Raw genomic sequence first — 17,667 nt, forward strand, 5'->3', positions numbered from 1 at the left:
CGGTGCTGGACCCGCTCCGGTCGCGGCCCTATCACTCCCCGGGCACGAGGACGGCACGGAGCGGAAGATGGGCCAGGGGCAGAACGACGCGGCAGAGCGTCCGGTCGCGGATCTCGACGAGGCGGCGGCGCGGCAGGAACTGGCCCGCCTCGCCGACGCCATCGCGGCGGCCGACACCGCCTATCACGGCCATGACGCGCCGGAGATCAGCGACGCCGATTACGACCGGCTGAAGCGCCGCAATGCCGAGATCGAGGCCCGGTTTCCGCAGCTCAAGCGCGCAGACAGCCCGTCGGAGCGGGTCGGCGCCGCGCCCTCGGAGGGCTTCGACAAGGTCACCCATGCCCAGCGCATGCTGTCGCTCGGCAATGCCTTCGAGGCCGCGGAGATCCGCGACTTCGACGCCCGCATCCGGCGCTATCTGAATCTCGGACCCGAGGCCTCGCTGCGCTTCACCGCGGAGCCCAAGATCGACGGGCTGTCGCTCAGCCTGCGCTACGAGGCCGGCCGCCTGGTGCAGGCCGCGACCCGCGGCGACGGCGCGGTGGGCGAGAACGTCACCGCCAATGCCCGCACCATCGCCGACATCCCCGAGCGGCTCGAGGGCGCGCCGGATCTGCTCGAGGTGCGCGGCGAGGTCTATATGAGCCATGCCGATTTCGCCGCCCTCAACGCCCGCCAGGAGGCGGCCGGGGGCAAGGTCTTCGCCAATCCGCGCAACGCCGCTGCCGGCTCGCTGCGCCAGCTCGACCCCGAGATCACCCGGGCGCGGCCGCTGCGATTCTTCGCCTATGCCTGGGGTGAGGTCTCGGCGCCGCTGGCCGAGACCCAGATGGCCGCGATCGCGCGGCTCGGCGCGCTGGGCTTCGCCACCAATGCGCTGACCCGGCTCTGCGACGGCCCCGAGGAGATGCTGGCGCATTACGCCGAGATAGAGGCGCAGCGCGCGACGCTCGGCTACGACATCGACGGCGTGGTCTACAAGGTCGACGACCTGGCGCTGCAGGCGCGGCTCGGCTTCCGCGCCACCACGCCGCGCTGGGCGCTGGCGCACAAGTTTCCCGCCGAGCTGGCCTGGACGACGCTCGAGGCGATCGACATCCAAGTCGGCCGCACCGGGGCGCTGTCGCCGGTGGCGCGGCTCACCCCGGTCAATGTCGGCGGCGTGGTGGTGGCCAACGCGACGCTGCACAACGAGGATTACATCGCCGGCCGCGACGCCACGGGCAACCCGATCCGCGAGGGCCGCGACATCCGCCCGGGCGACTGGGTGCAGGTCTATCGCGCCGGCGACGTGATCCCGAAGATCGCCGATGTCGACCTGTCCCGCCGCCCGGCGGATGCCGTGCCTTACGTGTTCCCCGAGACCTGCCCGGAATGCGGCTCCGAGGCGATCCGCGAGGAGGGCGACGCGGTGCGGCGCTGCGCCGGCGGGCTGGTCTGCCCGGCCCAGGCGGTGGAGAAGCTCAAGCATTTCGTCTCCCGCGCCGCCTTCGACATCGAGGGGCTGGGCGCCAAGCAGGTGGAGCAGTTCTACCAAGACGGCTGGATCCGCGAGCCGGCCGACATCTTCACCCTTGAGGAGCGCTACGGCCAGGGTCTCCAGCAATTGCGCAACCGCGAGGGCTGGGGCGCGAAATCGGCCGACAACCTCTTCGCGGCGATCCGCGACAAGCGGGGCATCCCGCTCAACCGGCTGATCTTCGCGCTGGGCATCCGCCATGTCGGCGAGGTCGCCTCGTCCGATCTGGCGCGGCATTTCGGCAGCTGGGCCGCGCTGGTCGCGGCGCTCGACGCCGCGCGTCCCGCCGAGCAGCGCCACCAGGAGGCCGAGGCGGCGGTGGCCGAAGCCCGGCGCGCCGCCGCCGAGGCCGGGCGGCGTGCCGAGATCACCGCCACCCGCAACCGCGTCTGGGCCGCCGAGCCCGCGCTGCCCGAGGCGGCGCGCGCCGCCTGGGACGACCTCGTGGGCATCGACGGCATCGGCGTGACCGTGGCGGTGTCGCTGGTCGCGACCTTCGCGCAGGAGGCCGAGCGCGCCTTGATTGACCGGCTGGCCGCCCATCTCGCGGTCGAGGACGCCGCCGCGCCGGCCCGCGCCGACAGCGCCGTGGCGGGCAAGACGGTGGTCTTCACCGGCACTCTGGAGCGCATGACCCGGGCCGAGGCCAAGGCAAGGGCCGAGGCGCTGGGCGCCCGGGTCTCGGGCTCGGTCTCGGCCAAGACCGACATCGTGGTGGCCGGGCCGGGCGCCGGGTCGAAGGAGAAGAAGGCGCGCGATCTCGGCCTCGACGTCTATGACGAGGACGGCTGGTTGAAGCTCATCGGCGAGGCATGAGCGGACGGCCCGAACCCCTGTTCCCGCTCTTCGGCGACCTCACCGGGCTCGACGGCGTGGGGCCGAAGACGGCGCAGCTTCTGGCCCACCTCGACATCGTGGCGCCGCGCGATCTGCTCTTCACGCTGCCGCAATCGGTGATCGACCGCCGGATGCGGCCGACGCTGCGCGGCGCCGACCTGCCGGCGGTGCTGACGCTCGAGGTGGAGATCGGCGCCCACCGCAAGCCGCGCGCCCGCGGCGGCGCCTACCGGATCGAAGCGCGGGACGCCGAATGCGCGCTGCAGATCGTGTATTTCCGCGGCGGCGACTATCTGCTGCGCCAGCTGCCCCCGGGCGAGATCCGGGTGGTGTCGGGCCGGGTCGAGCTGTTCGACCAGATGCCGCAGATGGTGCATCCCGACCACGTGCTGAGCCGCGAGGAGGCCGGGCGCCTGCCGGACTTCGAGCCGGTCTACCCGCTCACCGCGGGGCTGAGCCAGAAGCTGATGGCCAAGGCGGCGGCGGCGGCGCTGGCGCGCGCCCCGGACCTGCCGGAATGGATCGACCCGGGCCTGCTGGCGCGCGAGGGCTGGCCGGATTGGGGCGCGGCGCTGGCCGCCGCCCATGCGCCCGGGGACCGCGGCGATCTCGCGCCTGCGGCGCCTTCGCGGCAGCGCCTGGCCTATGACGAGTTCCTTGCCCACCAGCTGACCCTGGCGCTGGCGCGGGCGGCGCGGCGGCGCCGGCGCGGCATCGTCAGCCGCGGCGACGGCCGGCTGCGCGACCGGGTGCTCGCCGCCTTGCCCTACGCGCCGACCGGCGCGCAGCGCCGCGCCATCGCCGAGATCGCCGCCGACATGGCGGCGCCCGAGCGCATGAACCGGCTGCTGCAGGGCGATGTCGGCTCCGGCAAGACGCTGGTGGCGCTGGCCGCGCTGCTGACCGCGGTGGAGGCCGGCGGGCAGGGGGTGATGATGGCCCCGACCGAGATCCTGGCGCGCCAGCATCTCGACGGGCTGCAGCCGCTGGCCGAGGCCGCCGGCGTGGTGCTGGAGCTGCTGACCGGCCGCGACAGCGGCGCCGAGCGCCGCGCCAAGCTCGCGGCGCTGGCCCGCGGTGACATCCAGATCCTCGTCGGCACCCACGCGGTGTTCCAGAAGGACGTGGCGTTCCACGACCTGCGCCTCGCGGTGGTCGACGAACAGCACCGCTTCGGGGTGCGCCAGCGGCTCGAACTGGGGCAGAAGGGCGCCGCGGCCGACGTGCTGGTGATGACCGCGACGCCGATCCCGCGCAGCCTGGCGCTGGCGCAATACGGCGACATGGACGTCTCGGTGCTGGACGAGAAGCCGCCGGGCCGGCAGCCGGTGCGCACCGCGTTGGTCTCCGAGGAGCGGCTCGACGAGGTGGTCGAGCATCTGCGCCGCGCCGTGGCCGAGGGGCGGCAGGCCTATTGGGTCTGCCCGCTGGTCGAGGAGAGCGAGACCGTGGACCTCGCCGCGGCCAGCCAGCGCTTCGCGCATCTGCGCGCCGCGCTGGGCGAGGGCCGGGTCGGGCTGGTGCACGGCCAGATGCCGCCGGCCGAGAAGGACGCGGCGATGGCGCGCTTCACCGCCGGGGAGATCGCGGTGCTGGTCGCCACCACGGTGATCGAGGTCGGGGTGAACGTGCCCAACGCCTCGATCATGGTGATCGAGCGGGCCGACTGGTTCGGGCTGGCGCAGCTGCACCAGCTGCGCGGCCGGGTCGGGCGCGGCTCGGCCGCCTCGACCTGCCTCTTGATGTACCGTCCGCCGCTGGCCGAGGGCGCGGAGAAGCGGCTGACCACCTTGCGCGAGACCGAGGACGGCTTCCGCATCGCCGAGGTCGACCTGGAGATGCGCGGATCGGGCGACCTGATCGGCACCGCGCAATCCGGCCTGCCGCGCTTCCGGGTCGCCGATCCCGAGCATCAGGCCGGGCTGATGGCCACGGCGCAGTCGGATGCCCGACGGCTCTTGGCCGAGGATCCGACGCTCGAGACGCCGCGCGGCCGGGCGGCGCGGATGCTGCTCTGGCTGATGCGGCAGGACGAGGCGATCCGGCTGATCTCGGTCGGCTGACCGGAACGTTCCGCACAGGGTTCCCGGATGTTCCTAAAAAGTTCTTTACGAATCGCGGTCCGCATGAGAACAAAGTGGCAACTGGATTGGAGGACGCCATGCTGGACGAGATCGCCGAGACCCTGACCCGCAGCCGCCGCACCGTTCTGCAGGATTCGCTCGGGGTGCTGGCCCTGGGCGTGATGCTCTACGCGGCGCTCCATATCTGACCCCCTGCCTGCGCCGCTTGTGCCCGGAGACGGTGCCGCTCCGCCCGATCGGAGCCCACCGCGACCGCATGTCCCCGGTCCCGTTCCCAAGGCTTCGGAAGCTCACAAGACGCGCCCTTGCCGCCGCCTTTCCGCCCGGAAAGCGCGGCGGTTTTTTTGTCTCGCGAATGGGGATGGGACCGGCGCGGCCGGTCAGGCGGTGTGCACCGCGCGGGCCTGCTCGGCCGCCTCCGAGGCGGCCTCGAGCGCCAGCATGATCGAGGCGTGGCGGTTCTTGTAGGCCTGCGCCGGGCGCAGCACCTCGAGATCGCCGAACGGCGCCGGCGGGGTCGGCCCGTCCTCCTTCAGCATCGCCTTCAGCGCGTCGCGCGCGGCGCGGATCTGCTCGGCGTTCTGGCCGAGGATGGCGTGCCCGACCACCGCGGCCGCGGCCTGGCCCAGCGCGCAGGCCTTCACGTCCTGCCCGTAGGCCGCGACCCGGCCGCCGGCATCCATGCGCAGATCGACGGTGACGGTGGAGCCGCAGAGCGGCGAGCGCTTCTTCACGCTGGCATCCGGCGCGTCGAGCCGTTCGGTGCAGGGAATGTCCGCGGCCAGCGCCAGAATGCGCTGCGAATAGAGCTTGATGAGATCACTGTCGCCGGACATGGCTTTCCCTCTGGTCGTGTCCCCCTTAGATAGGCAGACCGTCCCGCGATGCAAAAGGAAAACCCGCCATGTCCTTCGATCCCGCGACCTTGGTCTATGACGCCCACGGACTGATCCCCGCCATCGCCCAGGACGCCGCCGACGGCACGGTGCTGATGATGGCCTGGATGAACGCCGAGGCGGTGGCGAAGACGCTGGACACCGGGCGGGTGACCTACTGGTCGCGCTCGCGGCAGGCCTTCTGGGTGAAGGGCGAAAGCTCCGGTCATGTGCAGGAGCTGGTGGAGTTCCGGCTCGATTGCGACCGCGACTGCCTGCTGCTCACCGTGCGCCAGACCGGGCCGGCCTGCCACACCAACCGGCGCTCCTGCTTCTACACCGCGGTGCGCGAGGGCCGGGAGACCGAGCTCATGGCGCCGGAGCCGAGCTGAGCCCGACCATTTCGCGAATGTCCGCCGGGGTCAGCCCGTCCGCGCGGTAGCGCGCGATGGCGCGGGCGTCGTCGCGCTTGGCCAGCCGCTTGCCGTCGCCGTCGCGGATCAGCCGGTGGTGATGATAGAGCGGTGCGGGAAGGCCGAGAAGCGCCTGAAGAACCACGTGAATCTGCGTGGCCTCGAAGAGATCGGCGCCGCGCACCACGTGGCTGATGCGCTGCGCCGCGTCATCGACCACCACCGACAGGTGATAGGAGGTGCCCATGTCGCGCCGCGCTAGCACCACGTCGCCGACGCCCGCGCGCAAGGCCTCCGGGTTGAGTGTCACGCGGCCCCGACGCTCCCCGGTTTCGATGAAGAATAGCCGTTGCGGATCAATGCGTTCCAGCGCGCGGCGCATGTCGAGCCTGAGGGCGGCATCGGCGGGCAGCGGGCCGCCCGACGGCGCCGCGGGGCGGCAGGTGCCGGGATAGACCAGCCCGTCGGGCCCGACCGGCCAGGCGCCTTCCTGCGGCGCCGAGGCCGCCTCCTGGATGTCGCGCCGGCGGCAAGTGCAGGGATAGAGAAGCCCGTCTTTCCAAAGCGTCTCAAGGGCTTGCCGGTAGAAGTTCAGGTTTTCGGACTGGCGCCGCACCGGCTCTTCCCAGCGCAGGCCGAGCCAGGACAGGTCGTCATAGATGCCGGCCTCCCAGTCCGGTCGGGCGCGGCTGCGGTCGATATCCTCCATCCGCAGCAGGAAGGCGCCGCTGGCGGCGCGGGCCATGTCATGCGCCAGCAGCGCCGAGTAGGCATGGCCGAGATGCAGCGGCCCGGTCGGCGACGGCGCGAAGCGCGTGCGCATCACTCGTCGAGCGGGTCGCGGGTCTGGCGCCGGGCACGGCGATCCTCGTGGCTCTGGTAGATCAGGATCCAGGCCAGCAGGATGAACATCGGGTGGGTCAGCCCGCCGGAGACCAGGATCGCCGGCACCCAGATGATGAAGACCACGATCGAGGTCAGCAGCCGTCCGGTGAACAGGATCGACAGCGGCGGCAGGAACAGGGCCAGGACGTAGTTCATCGCATCACTCCGCGGCTTCGGCCGGGGCGGTGGCGGCCAGCCAGTCGGACCACGCCGCCTTGGCGCGGTCGGTATAGGCCTTGTAGCGGTCGCGCCGTCCGCGGCGTCCGCCGCGCACGTTGTCGAGCGGCCGGAAGAGCCCGAAATTGACGTTCATCGGCTGGAAGGTCTTGGCCTCCGCGCCGCCGGTGATGTGGTGCACCAGCGCGCCGTGGGCGCTGTCCTGCGGCACCTCGGGCAGGGCCTGACCGGTCAGTTCGGCGGCCGCCATGCGCCCGGCCAGAAGCCCCATGGCCGAGGATTCGACGTAGCCCTCGACGCCGGTGATCTGCCCGGCGAAGCGGATATTGGGCCGCGAGCGCAGCCGCATCTGCGCATCGAGCAGCGTCGGCGAGTTCAGGAAGGTGTTGCGGTGGATGCCGCCCAGCCGGGCGAAGCGGGCCGCCTCGAGCCCCGGGATCATCCGCAGCACCTCCGTCTGGGCGCCGTATTTCATCTTCGTCTGGAAGCCGACGATGTTGAATAGCGTGCCCAGCGCATTGTCGCGGCGGAGCTGCACCACGGCGTAGGGCTTCACCTCGGGCTGGTGCGGGTTGGTCAGGCCGACCGGCTTCATCGGGCCGTGGCGCAGGGTCTCGCGGCCGCGCTCGGCCATCACCTCGATGGGCAGGCAGCCGTCGAAATAGCCTGCCGTCTCGCCCTCGTGGAACTCGGTCTTGTCGGCCGCCAGCAGCGCGTCGATGAACGCCTCGTAGGTGTCGCGGTCCATCGGGCAGTTGAGATAGGCCTTCTGCTCTTCCTCGGTCTCGCCCTTGTCGTAGCGCGACTGCATCCAGGCCCGGCTCATGTCGATGCTCTCGGCATAGACGATGGGGGCGATGGCGTCGAAGAAGGCCAGCGCCTCGGTGCCGGTCTCGGCGGCGATGGCGCGGCCCAGCCCCTCGGAGGTCAGCGGCCCGGTGGCGATGATCCACTGGCCCTGGTCGGGCAGCTCGGTCACCTCCTCGTGGCTCACCCGCACATTGGGGTGGGCCCGCAGGGCGGCGGTGATGTCCTCGGCAAAGGCGTCGCGGTCAACGGCCAGCGCACCGCCCGCCGGCAGCCGGTGGCGGTAGGCCGAGGAGATCACCAGCCCGCCCGCGGCCTTCATCTCCCAGTGCAAAAGCCCCACCGCGTTCTGCTCGTGATCGTCCGAGCGGAACGAGTTGGAGCACACCATCTCGGCCAGATGGCCGGTCTTGTGGGCGAAGGTCTCGACCTTGGGGCGCATCTCGTGGATCACCACCGAGACGCCGCGTTCCGCCGCCTGCCAGGCGGCCTCGGATCCGGCCATGCCGCCGCCGACGATGTGAAGCTCGTGTGTCATGGGGGCGAGATAGGCATTCCGCCGCGCCTTGTCACGAGGCTTGGGCGGTCATTGCCGCCAGTCGGGGGCGCGTTTCTCGAGGAAGGCGGCGATGCCCTCGGCGGTGTCGGCCTCCATCATGTTGGCGACCATGACGTCGCGGGCATGGGCATAGGCCGCGTCGACCGGCATCTCGGCCTGTTCGTAGAAGGCCCGCTTGCCCACGCGCACGGCGCTGCCGAGCTTGCCCGCCACGGTCTCGGCCAGCGCCCGGGTCTCGGCCTCGAGCCGGTCCTCGGGCACCACCCGGTTGACGAGGCCCAGCTCGCGCGCCCGCTCGGCCTCCACGAAGGCGCCGGTGGTCAGCAGTTCGAAGACCTGCTTGCGCGGCGCGTTGCGCGACAGCGCGACCATCGGGGTGGAGCAGAAGAGGCCGATATTGACGCCGTTGACGCCGAACCGCGTGCCTTCGGCCGCCACCGCCATGTCGCAGGTCGCGACCAGCTGGCAGCCGGCGGCGGTGGCGATGCCGTGCACCCGGGCGATCACCGGCTGGGGCAGGTGGCGGATCGCCGTCATCACCTCGGTGCAGCGGTCGAAGAGATCGGCGAAATAGGCCCGCCCGCCATCCTCGGCCTGCCGCCCGGCCTGCATCTGGCGCAGGTCGTGCCCGGCGCAGAACGCCTTGCCGGCGCCGGAGAGCGTGACGACACGGATCGACCGGTCCTCCGAAAGGGCGGCGAACTCGGCCTTGAGCGCCGCCAGCATCTCGTCCGACAGGGCGTTCAGCCGCGCGGGCGCGTTCAGCGTCAGTTCCGCCACCGCTCCGGTGTCGCAACGTTCGAGAATGGCCATCTTGTCCTCCCTGCCTCGCGCGGGCAGCGTAGCCGCGCCGGTCAGGGGAGGAAAGACGCGCATGGGATTGAAGATCACCGCCGCGGAGATGATGCCGTTTCTCGACGAGGTGTTCCCGCAGGTCCGGGGCATGTTCGCGATCGACCGTCTCGACGAGGACCTGCTGGTCATGCGCCTCTACGCCCATGACCGCCATCTGCGGCCGGGTGGCACGGTCTCGGGGCCGGCGATGTTCGCGCTGGCCGATGTCTCGGCCTATGTGGCGACGATGGCGCGGGTCGGCCAGCAGGCGCTGGCAGTGACCACGAACTGCTCCATCGACTTCATGCGCAAGCCGGCCTCCGGGGCCGACGTGCTGGCCGAATGCCGGGTGCTGAAGCTTGGCCGTACGCTCAGCGTCTGCGACACGCTGCTGTTCTCCGAAGGTGCGGCGGAGCCCGTGGCGCGGGCCAGCCTGACCTATTCGCTGCCCCCCGCGCCGGTGGGCTGAGCCCCTCGGCCGACGCCACGGAAACCGCCTGCTGGATTCGTGCGTTGCCTTCCCGACCCCTTGAGGAGGGCATTTCATGGCTCCGCGCGCCGTCTGGACCGGACAGCTTCGGCTGTCGCTCGTCTCCATCGCCATCGAGATCTATCCCGCCACCGAATCCGGCGCGCGGGTGTCGTTCCGCCAGATCCACAAACCCTCCGGCAAGCCGGTGCGCTACGAGAAGACGGTCAAGGGCATCGGCCCGGTGGAGCGCGACGACATCGTCAAGGGCTACGAGACCGAGGACGGCGAATACATTCTGCTCGACCCCGAGGAGATCGACGCGCTGAAGGTCGAGACCTCGAAGACGCTGGAGCTCGTCCAGTTCACCGAGATGTCGAAGATCCCGCCGATCTATTTCGACCGGCCCTATTACATCGTGCCGAAGGACGACCTGGCAGAGGATGCCTACCGCGTGGTGCGCGACGCGCTGCGCTCCACCGGCAAGGCTGGGCTGTGCCAGATCACCATGCGCGGCAAGGAGCATCTGGCGGCGATCCGGCCCTGCGGCGACGGGCTGCTGATGGAGACGCTGCACTATGCCGACGAGCTGCGCGACGCCGAGCCGATGTTCAAGGACATCGAGGACGAGACGCCCGATCCCGAGATGCTCGAACTGGCCGAGACGCTGATCGAGAAGAAGACCAAGCCCTTCGACGCCTCGGCCTTCTCCGACAGCTATCACAAGGCGCTGCTGGAACTGATCGAGGCCAAGCGCAAGGACCGCAAGACGCCGCGCGCCAGCACCGAGAAGGGCGGCGCCGAGGAGGGCGACAACGTGGTCGACCTGATGGCGGCGCTGAAGAAGAGCGTCGAGAGCGCCGGGGCCAAGGGCGGAACGCGCAAGAAGACCGGCAGCAGTGGCGGCACGTCTGGGCGGTCGGGCTCGGGCGGCGGGGCGCGTAAGAAGAAGGCGTCGTGACCCGTGGACCGGCTGAAGGATTACAACGCCAAGCGCGATTTCAGCCGCACCAGGGAGCCCGAGGGCCGCGCCGCGGACCGCAAGACGGGCGCACCGCGCTGGTTCTCGGTGCAGAAGCACGCCGCATCGTCGCTGCATTACGACCTGCGCCTCGAACATGACGGCGTGCTGCTTTCCTGGGCGGTGCCGAAGGGGCCCAGCCCGCGCACCGGCGACAAGCGCCTGGCCCAGCGCACCGAGGACCATCCCTTCGATTACGGCGATTTCGAGGGCACGATCCCGAAGGGCGAATACGGCGGCGGCACGGTCATGCTCTGGGATCGCGGCACCTGGTATCCGCGCGGCGATGTCGATGAGATGCTGGCCCGCGGCAACCTCAAGATGGAGATCGACGGCGAGCGCATGCAGGGCGGCTGGGCGCTGGTGCGGTTCAAGAAGGGCGGCGAGGGCGCCTGGCTTCTGGTCAAGGAGGATGACGACCACGCCCGGGACTCCTCGGACGCGCTGACCGGTCCGAACCTCACCTCGGTCTCCTCGGGCCGCGAGATGGAGGAGATCGCCGCCGACGCGCCCGCCAGGGGCGGTCGCTCCGCCCCGGCGGCGCCCGAGCGCACGCGGGCGGCGCCGCGCTTCCGCAAACCGCAGCTCGCCACGCTGGTCGAGGAGGCGCCCGAGGGCGACGACTGGGTGCACGAGACCAAGTTCGACGGCTACCGGGCGCTGGCGGCGGTGGGCAAGGGCGGCACCCGGCTCTGGACCCGCGGCGGCAAGGACTGGACCGACAAGTTCGCCGGGCTGGCGCGGGCCTTCGACGGGCTGGCCTGCGACGCCGCGCTGATCGACGGCGAGGTCATGGCGGCCCGGATCAAGGGCTCGCCCTTCTCGTCGCTGCAGCGCGCGCTGAAGGAGGGAGGGCGACTGGTCTTCTACGCCTTCGACCTGCTGCATCTCGACGGCGAGGATCTGACCCGGCTGCCGCAGGAGGAGCGGCGCGCCCGCCTCGAGACGCTGATGAAGGACGCGGACGGCACCGGCGCGCTGCGGCTGGCCGACCAGATGCGCGGCCACGGCGCCGAGATCTTCGCCGCCGCCTGCGCGGCAGGCGCCGAGGGCATCATCTCGAAGCGGATCGACGCGCCCTATCGCGGCAGCCGCAGCCGGGCCTGGCAGAAGGTCAAGTGCACAAGGCGGCAGGAATTCGTGGTGGGCGGCTACGCGCCCTCGGACAAGAAGCGCGCCTTCTCCTCGCTGCTGCTGGGCGATTACGGCCCCGAGGGCCTGCGCTACCGCGGCCGGGTCGGCACCGGCTTCTCCGAGCGCGACCTCGAGGACATCGCCGGGGCGCTGCGGACCCGCAAGACCGCGCCCTTCGTGGACGTGCCCGACGACATGGCGCGCGACGCGGTCTGGGTCACCCCCGACATGGTGGTGGAGGTGGACTTCACCGAGTTCACCGATGACGGGCGCATCCGCCACGGCGCCTATCAGGGCCGGCGCGATGACAAGGATCCGAAATCGGTGCGGCTCGAGCTTCCGGACGACTCTCCCGATCCGATGGCCGAGGCGCAGGACGCGCAATCGGGCGGGGGCAAGACCCGGTCGGGCAAGCCGGGCGCAAGGGACGATGGCGGCGCCGAGCCGCGCGTCGCCGGCGTGCGCATCTCCTCGCCCCAGCGCGCGGTCTTTCCCGAGGCCGGCTGCACCAAGCTCGACGTGGCGCGGCACTACGAGCGGGTGGGCGAGCGCCTGACCGAGATCGCCGGCCGGCGGCCGCTCTCACTGCTGCGCGCGCCGTCCGGCATCACCGGCGACGTGTTCTTCCAGAAACACGCCGGCAAGGGTTTTCCGGATGCGCTGTCCACCGTGGCGATCGAGGAATCGGACGGCGGCACCGCGGATTACATGTATGCCACACGGCCCGAGAGCTTCGTCGCCGCGGCGCAGATGGGCACGCTGGAATTCCACGTCTGGGGCTGCCGGATCGACCGGCTGGACCGGCCCGACCGGCTGGTCTTCGACCTCGACCCGGACGAGGGGCTGGGCTGGCCGGAGACCCGGGGGGCGGCCCTCGACCTGCGCGACCGGCTTTCCGATCTGGGTCTCGCCGCGGGCGCCATGGTGACCGGCGGCAAGGGCGTGCATGTCTGGCTGCCGCTGCACCGCAGCCATGACTGGGACCTCGTGAAGGCCTTCGCCAAGACCCTGGCGCATGTTCTCGCCGAGGCCGAGCCCGACCGCTACCTCGCCACCATGGCGAAGAAGAAGCGCAAGGGCCGCATCTTCATCGACTGGTTGCGCAACGAGCGCGGCGCCACCGCGGTCGCGCCCTATTCGCTGCGCGCCCGCCCGGGCGGGCCGGTGGCGATGCCGGTCGCCTGGGACGAGTTGCGCGATCTCGACGCGCCGAACGGCTTCGACATGGGGACGGTGCGGGAACGGCTGGAGGAGCCCTGTCCCTATCTGGCGCTGGCGGAGGATCCGCAGCGCATCACCGCCGAGGTGGTCGAAAAGCTCGAGCGCTGGCGCGACGCCTGAGCCGCTGCGGCCCGGTCTGCGACCATCCGACCCAAGCGGCTCCGGAACCGGCGGTTCCTTGCGGCTCCCGGCTTCTGCGGTCGGCCGAATTTGGCGCATGATTGAGCGGACTTGCAAGATTTGCAGGGGGACGGCTCCGGACCCTCGGGAAGATCTGGCGGCGTCCCGGGAACGGCGCTACGGAAGCGCTTGCGCCCGACTCGGTCATGCGGACCGGGCCGGGCGCGCCCCTGCGAACCACGCGATTCCGCCATGCCCCTTGCCGCCCTCCCGACCGTCGATCCGCGCGCCCCCGTGGCGCGTCCCGCCCGCGCCCGGCCGCGCGGTGCCGGCCGCCAATTCGCGCGCCCCCGCCGATGAGCCTCGCCGAACCAGCGCTGCCGCTCGGCGCGCCCGGCATGGCGGCGCGGCCCGCAATGCCGCGGCCGGCGGCGGCGTCGCGCGACCTGCGCCTCGACGTCTTCCGCGGCCTGGCGATGTTCTTCATCCTGTTCTCGCACACGCCGGGCAACGCCTTCGCGGCCTGGCTCCCGACCCGGTTCGGCTTCTCGGATGCGACCGAGATCTTCGTCTTCTGCTCCGGCATGGCCTCGGCCCTGGCCTTCGGCGCGACGTTCCGCAGCCGCGGCTGGGCGCTGGGCTCGGCGCGGGTGCTCTACCGCTGCTGGCAGGTCTACTGGGTGCATATCGCGCTCTTTCTCGGGCTCGCCGCGGCGATGTCGGCGCTCAATGCCAGCGGGCTCTTCGCGAAGGATTACGTCGGCCAGCTCAATCTCTGGCCGTTCTTCAAGCAGGCGGCGATGAACCTGCCGGCGCTGCTGACCCTGACCTACGTGCCGAACTATTTCGACATCCTGCCGATGTATCTGGTGATCCTGGCGCTGATGCCGGTCGTGGTGGGGCTCTACCGCCTGCATCCCGGCGCCGCGCTGGCCGCCGTGCTGGGCCTTTGGGCCGCGGCGCAGGGCGGGATGCTCGCCCTCCCGGCAGAGCCCTGGAGCGCACGGCACTGGTTCTTCAATCCGTTCGGCTGGCAGCTGATCTTCTTCACCGGCTTCGCGCTGATGGCGGGCTGGCTGCCGGTGCCGCCGGTCGACCGGCGGCTGGTGATCCTCGCCGCCGTGGTGGTGCTGGCCAGCGTGCCCTTCGCCTGGCACCGGGCGATCGCCGAATTCGAGGCGGTGCGGGAATGGCGCGGCGAGTTCAAGCCGCTCTTCGCGAAGTCGGAATTCGGACCGCTGCGCTACCTGCACTTCCTCGCGCTCGCCTATCTTGCCTGGGTCGCGGCCGGTCCCGACGGCGCCCGGCTGGCGCTGCCGGCGGCGGGCGGGGCCGCGGGCCGGGCGGGCAGGGTGCTTCTGGCCATGGTGGTGAAGGTGGGCCAGCAATCGCTCGCCGCCTTCGTCGCCTCGATGGCGCTGGCCCGGTTCATGGGCGTGGCGCTCGATCTGACGGACCGCCAGGGCCTGGCGCTCGCGGCGGTCAATCTCGGCGGGGCCGCGCTGCTGGTCGCCGCCGCTTACGGCGCGGGCTGGTTCAAGTCGCAGCCCTGGCGCCGCGCAAAGGACGCATGACCATGCACAGACGCGATCTTCTGGCCGCTCTGGCGGCCCTTCTCGCCGTGCCCCGCGCCGGGGCCGGGGCCGAAACCGGGGCCGAGACCGGGGCGGAGACCGGGGCCGGCGCCGTCGCGACCGAGCCGGGGCTGCAGCTGGGGGCGGCCCGCCCCTTCGCCCCCGGCGACGTCGCGGCCGAGGCCCGGGCCCGGGCGGCGAGGCCCTACGCGCCGCCGCCGCGCATCCCCGAGGCCTGGAGCAAGCTCGATTACGACCAGTACCGCGCCATCTGGTTCGACCACCGCAACGCGCTCTGGGAAGATACCCCCGGGGTGCCGGTCCGCATGGACGTCTTCGCGCCCGGCCTCTACTACCCCGCGCCGGTGGCGATCTCCGCGGTCGAGGACGGCCAGGCGCGGCCGGTGCTCTTCGATCTCGGCGTCTTCGACCGCACCGACGCCTTCCCCGACCTGCCCATCGACGACACGCTGGGCTATTCCGGCCTGCGCCTGCGCGCCGAGCTCGAACGCCCCGGCATCTTCACCGAATTCGCGGTGTTCCAGGGCGCGAGCTATTTCCGCGGCATCGGCGCGGGCCAGATCTACGGCCTCTCGGCGCGCGGCCTGGCGCTCGACGTGGCCGAGCCCGACGGCGAGGAATTCCCCGAATTCCGTGCCTTCTGGCTCGAGAAGCCGGCGCCCGGCAGCGGTGAGACGGTGCTGCACGCGCTGCTCGACAGCCCGTCCTGCACCGGCGCCTACCGCTTCCGGCTGCGCCCGGGCGCGGCGCTGGAAATCGCCGTCGAGGCCGAGATCTTCGCCCGCGAGCGGCTTGCGCATCTGGGCATCGCGCCGCTGACCTCGATGTTCCAGTTCGACGAGACCAACCGCGCGCGGTTTTCCGATTTCCGCTCGGCGGTGCACGATTCCGACGGCCTGCTGGTCCATACCGGGACCGGCGAACGGCTCTGGCGGCCGCTGGCCAACCCCAAGACGCTCCAGGTCAGCGCCTTCCAGGACCGCGCGCCGAAGGGCTTCGGGCTGATGCAGCGGGCCCGCGGGTTCGAGGATTTCGGCGATCTCGAGGCGCTCTATCACCGCCGCCCGTCGCTCTGGATCGAGCCCGGCGAGGATTGGGGCGCCGGCGCCGTGACGCTGGTCGAGATCCCCACCGATGACGAGGTCTACGACAACATCGTGGCCTATTGGCGCCCCGCCGAGCCGCTGGAGCCCGGGCAGTCGCGGCGCCTGAGCTACCGCATGCGCTGGGGGGCGGAGCAGCCCTCCGAAACCGCCTGCCGCGTGAGCAACACGCGATCGGGTGCCGCAAAGGACGGCAGGCGGCGCTTCGTGCTCGATTTCGCGCCCGGCGCGGAGATGCCGGAGGAACTCTCCCGCGTGGCGCCTGTTGTCGAGGCTTCGGCGGGCACGCTGTCCGCCCCGGTGCTGCAGCGCAATGCCGAGACCGGCGGGCTGCGGCTCGCCTTCACCCTGTCGCCCGGCAAGGCGACCCTGTCAGAACTGCGCGCCGAGCTGCGGCTCGACGGCGCCCCGATGAGCGAGGTCTGGCTCTACCGATGGACAGCCTGACGCATTCCGATCCCCGCTGGATGCCCCCCGAGGCACCGCTCGACATGCCCGAACAGGCATTCTCCCGCCTGCCGCCGGTGCGGCTGGCCGCAGCGCGCCGCCGCTCGCTGTCGGCGCTGGCGTGGCGCGCCGGCGCCTTCGGCCCGGCGCTGGCGCTGACCCTGGCGCTGATCCTCGGCATCGGCCGCTGGCTGTCGAGCGGTGGCTATACCTGGCAGGAGGCCGCGATCACCGTGCTGATCGGGCTGACCTTCGTCTGGGTGTCGCTGTCGGTCTCGGCGGTGGCGCTGGCGATGCTGCGGCTCTGGCTGGGGCGCGGCCGCGACCGCGCCCGCCGCGGCCCGGCGCAGGACGTGGCGCTGCTGGTGCCGGTCCACAACGAGGATCCGGGCGCGGTGATGGGCAACGTGGCGGCGATGATGACCGAGCTCGCCGGCGGCCCGCAGCGCGACCGCTTCGCCTTCTTCATCCTGTCCGACACCCGCGATCCGGAGATCGCCGAGGCCGAGGCGCGGGCCTATCTCTTCCTGCGCGAGACCGCCCCCGAGGGCATCGACGTCTGGTACCGCCGCCGCGCCGCCAACACCGACAAGAAGGTCGGCAACATCAACGACTGGGTGAGCCGCCACGGCGCCGCCTGGGACGCCATGCTGGTGCTCGACGCCGACAGCCTGATGTCGGGGGCGGGGGTGCGGATGCTGGCCGACGCGCTGTCGCGCGACCCCGAGGCGGGGCTGATCCAGTCCTTCCCGACGCTGATCGCCGCCGAGACGCTGTTCGGCCGGATGCAGCAATTCGCCACCTCGGTCTATGGCTGGCTGCTGGCCGAGGGCCTGGCGCTCTGGTCGCAGACCGAGGGCAATTACTGGGGCCACAATGCCATCATCCGCACCCGGGCCTTCGCCGAAAGCGCCCGCCTGCCGCATCTGCGCAGCCGCGGCGGGCAGGACGCGCTGATCCTGAGCCACGATTTCGTCGAGGCCGGCATGCTGCGCCGCGCCGGCTGGTCGGTGCGCTTCCTGGCGCGGCCCGGCGGCTCCTACGAGGAGACGCCGGAGACGCTGATCGACCACGTGCTGCGCGACCGGCGCTGGTGCCAGGGCAACCTTCAGCACCTGCGCCTGCTGGCGGCACGCGGCTTCCACCCGATCTCGCGCTTCCACCTGCTGCAGGGCGCCGTCGCCTACCTGCTGTCGCCGGCCTGGTTCGCGCTCCTGGTGATCTGGTCGGCCTTCCTGCCGATGGCCGAGGCGGTGCCGTCCTATTTCAGCCCGGCCAACCCACTCTACCCGGTCTGGCCGCGGGTCAGCAGCATCGACGGCGTGTGGTTCCTGATCTTCATCTACGTCATGCTGCTGCTGCCCAAGATCGCCGCCGCGGCGCTGCTGGCGCAGTCGCGCGGGGTGGTGGCGCTCTATGGCGGTCCGGGGCGCTTCGCGGCGACCACGCTGGTCGAGATCACCCTGGCCATCCTCTACGCGCCGATCCTGATGGTGCAGCAATCCGCGGCGGTGCTGCGCGCGGCGCGCGGCCGGCCCAACCCCTGGGCGCCGCAGCGCCGCGG

The 17,667-nt window shown here is 71.6% G+C and carries 15 protein-coding genes; 10 read left to right on the forward strand and 5 right to left on the reverse strand.

The annotated features are described in order from the left end of the window. The first annotated feature begins 67 nt into the window (after positions 1-67). From ligA to ACXYMW_RS18150, 3 genes are all read left to right on the forward strand, one after another. Positions 68-2,338, forward strand: a complete 2,271-nt coding sequence (ligA, locus tag ACXYMW_RS18140; RefSeq protein WP_459036743.1) for an NAD-dependent DNA ligase LigA — start codon at positions 68-70, stop codon at positions 2,336-2,338. Then, the gene (gene recG, locus ACXYMW_RS18145; protein WP_459036744.1) at positions 2,335-4,422 is read left to right on the forward strand and encodes an ATP-dependent DNA helicase RecG; all 2,088 of its coding nucleotides are present in this window, start codon (positions 2,335-2,337) and stop codon (positions 4,420-4,422) included. Before ligA ends, recG begins: the two co-directional genes overlap by 4 nt. A 74-nt stretch (positions 4,423-4,496) precedes the next feature. Next, complete coding sequence (locus ACXYMW_RS18150; RefSeq protein WP_459036745.1) at positions 4,497-4,631, forward strand: hypothetical protein; 135 nt, start codon at positions 4,497-4,499, stop codon at positions 4,629-4,631. Between the two features lie 192 nt (positions 4,632-4,823). On the opposite strand, the gene ACXYMW_RS18155 is transcribed toward ACXYMW_RS18150, so the two are convergent. Then, positions 4,824-5,279 carry an iron-sulfur cluster assembly scaffold protein gene (locus ACXYMW_RS18155; protein WP_459036746.1) on the reverse strand — a complete coding sequence of 152 codons (456 nt, stop codon included), beginning with the start codon at positions 5,277-5,279 and terminating at the stop codon, positions 4,824-4,826. A 68-nt stretch (positions 5,280-5,347) separates the two neighbouring features. Between ACXYMW_RS18155 and hisI the strand changes: the two genes are divergently transcribed. Then, entirely contained in the window at positions 5,348-5,710 is a 363-nt protein-coding gene (gene hisI, locus ACXYMW_RS18160; protein ID WP_459036747.1) for a phosphoribosyl-AMP cyclohydrolase, read from the forward strand. Here the strand turns inward: hisI and gluQRS are convergent. The 4 genes from gluQRS to ACXYMW_RS18180 are packed head-to-tail and all read right to left on the reverse strand — an operon-like array spanning position 5,688 to position 8,972. After that, complete coding sequence (gene gluQRS / locus ACXYMW_RS18165; RefSeq protein WP_459036748.1) at positions 5,688-6,554, reverse strand: tRNA glutamyl-Q(34) synthetase GluQRS; 867 nt, start codon at positions 6,552-6,554, stop codon at positions 5,688-5,690. The two genes, hisI and gluQRS, sit on opposite strands and share 23 nt — an antisense overlap. After that, positions 6,554-6,772: a hypothetical protein gene (locus ACXYMW_RS18170; protein WP_459036749.1), complete on the reverse strand. Its 219-nt coding sequence runs from the start codon at positions 6,770-6,772 to the stop codon at positions 6,554-6,556. Before ACXYMW_RS18170 ends, gluQRS begins: the two co-directional genes overlap by 1 nt. A gap of 4 nt (positions 6,773-6,776) precedes the next feature. Further along, positions 6,777-8,138 carry a methylenetetrahydrofolate--tRNA-(uracil(54)-C(5))-methyltransferase (FADH(2)-oxidizing) TrmFO gene (gene trmFO / locus ACXYMW_RS18175; protein ID WP_459036750.1) on the reverse strand — a complete coding sequence of 454 codons (1,362 nt, stop codon included), beginning with the start codon at positions 8,136-8,138 and terminating at the stop codon, positions 6,777-6,779. A 48-nt stretch (positions 8,139-8,186) separates the two neighbouring features. Then, entirely contained in the window at positions 8,187-8,972 is a 786-nt protein-coding gene (locus ACXYMW_RS18180; RefSeq protein ID WP_459036751.1) for an enoyl-CoA hydratase, read from the reverse strand. A gap of 61 nt (positions 8,973-9,033) precedes the next feature. Between ACXYMW_RS18180 and ACXYMW_RS18185 the strand changes: the two genes are divergently transcribed. The 6 genes from ACXYMW_RS18185 to mdoH all read left to right on the forward strand — a co-directional run. After that, positions 9,034-9,462 carry a PaaI family thioesterase gene (locus ACXYMW_RS18185; RefSeq protein WP_459036752.1) on the forward strand — a complete coding sequence of 143 codons (429 nt, stop codon included), beginning with the start codon at positions 9,034-9,036 and terminating at the stop codon, positions 9,460-9,462. Positions 9,463-9,538: 76 nt separating this feature from the next. After that, positions 9,539-10,423 carry a non-homologous end joining protein Ku gene (gene ku / locus ACXYMW_RS18190; protein ID WP_459036753.1) on the forward strand — a complete coding sequence of 295 codons (885 nt, stop codon included), beginning with the start codon at positions 9,539-9,541 and terminating at the stop codon, positions 10,421-10,423. Positions 10,424-10,426: 3 nt separating this feature from the next. Next, positions 10,427-12,958, forward strand: a complete 2,532-nt coding sequence (ligD, locus tag ACXYMW_RS18195; RefSeq protein ID WP_459036754.1) for a DNA ligase D — start codon at positions 10,427-10,429, stop codon at positions 12,956-12,958. 356 nt (positions 12,959-13,314) lie between these two features. Beyond that, on the forward strand, positions 13,315-14,532 hold the full coding sequence (locus tag ACXYMW_RS18200; RefSeq protein WP_459036755.1) for an OpgC family protein: 1,218 nt from the start codon (positions 13,315-13,317) through the stop codon (positions 14,530-14,532). Further along, positions 14,529-16,103, forward strand: coding sequence for an OpgD/OpgG family glucan biosynthesis protein (locus ACXYMW_RS18205; RefSeq protein ID WP_459036756.1), 1,575 nt, complete (start codon positions 14,529-14,531; stop codon positions 16,101-16,103). The genes ACXYMW_RS18200 and ACXYMW_RS18205 overlap by 4 nt, the downstream gene beginning before the upstream one ends. Next, the coding region (gene mdoH / locus ACXYMW_RS18210; protein WP_459036757.1) for a glucans biosynthesis glucosyltransferase MdoH at positions 16,091-17,667 on the forward strand (1,577 nt) is incomplete at its 3' end. The genes ACXYMW_RS18205 and mdoH, both read left to right, overlap by 13 nt.

This window comes from Roseivivax sp. CAU 1761, from assembly GCF_054482755.1.

What these genes read in the sequence shown, in the direction of transcription:
- ligA (WP_459036743.1), top strand. Translation starts at nt 68, where the DNA reads ATGGGCCAGGGGCAGAACGACGCGGCAGAGCGTCCGGTCGCGGATCTC.
- recG (WP_459036744.1), top strand. Translation starts at nt 2,335, where the DNA reads ATGAGCGGACGGCCCGAACCCCTGTTCCCGCTCTTCGGCGACCTCACC.
- ACXYMW_RS18155 (WP_459036746.1), bottom strand. Translation starts at nt 5,279, where the DNA reads ATGTCCGGCGACAGTGATCTCATCAAGCTCTATTCGCAGCGCATTCTG.
- hisI (WP_459036747.1), top strand. Translation starts at nt 5,348, where the DNA reads ATGTCCTTCGATCCCGCGACCTTGGTCTATGACGCCCACGGACTGATC.
- gluQRS (WP_459036748.1), bottom strand. Translation starts at nt 6,554, where the DNA reads ATGCGCACGCGCTTCGCGCCGTCGCCGACCGGGCCGCTGCATCTCGGC.
- ACXYMW_RS18170 (WP_459036749.1), bottom strand. Translation starts at nt 6,772, where the DNA reads ATGAACTACGTCCTGGCCCTGTTCCTGCCGCCGCTGTCGATCCTGTTC.
- trmFO (WP_459036750.1), bottom strand. Translation starts at nt 8,138, where the DNA reads ATGACACACGAGCTTCACATCGTCGGCGGCGGCATGGCCGGATCCGAG.
- ACXYMW_RS18180 (WP_459036751.1), bottom strand. Translation starts at nt 8,972, where the DNA reads ATGGCCATTCTCGAACGTTGCGACACCGGAGCGGTGGCGGAACTGACG.
- ACXYMW_RS18185 (WP_459036752.1), top strand. Translation starts at nt 9,034, where the DNA reads ATGGGATTGAAGATCACCGCCGCGGAGATGATGCCGTTTCTCGACGAG.
- ku (WP_459036753.1), top strand. Translation starts at nt 9,539, where the DNA reads ATGGCTCCGCGCGCCGTCTGGACCGGACAGCTTCGGCTGTCGCTCGTC.
- ACXYMW_RS18200 (WP_459036755.1), top strand. Translation starts at nt 13,315, where the DNA reads ATGAGCCTCGCCGAACCAGCGCTGCCGCTCGGCGCGCCCGGCATGGCG.
- ACXYMW_RS18205 (WP_459036756.1), top strand. Translation starts at nt 14,529, where the DNA reads ATGACCATGCACAGACGCGATCTTCTGGCCGCTCTGGCGGCCCTTCTC.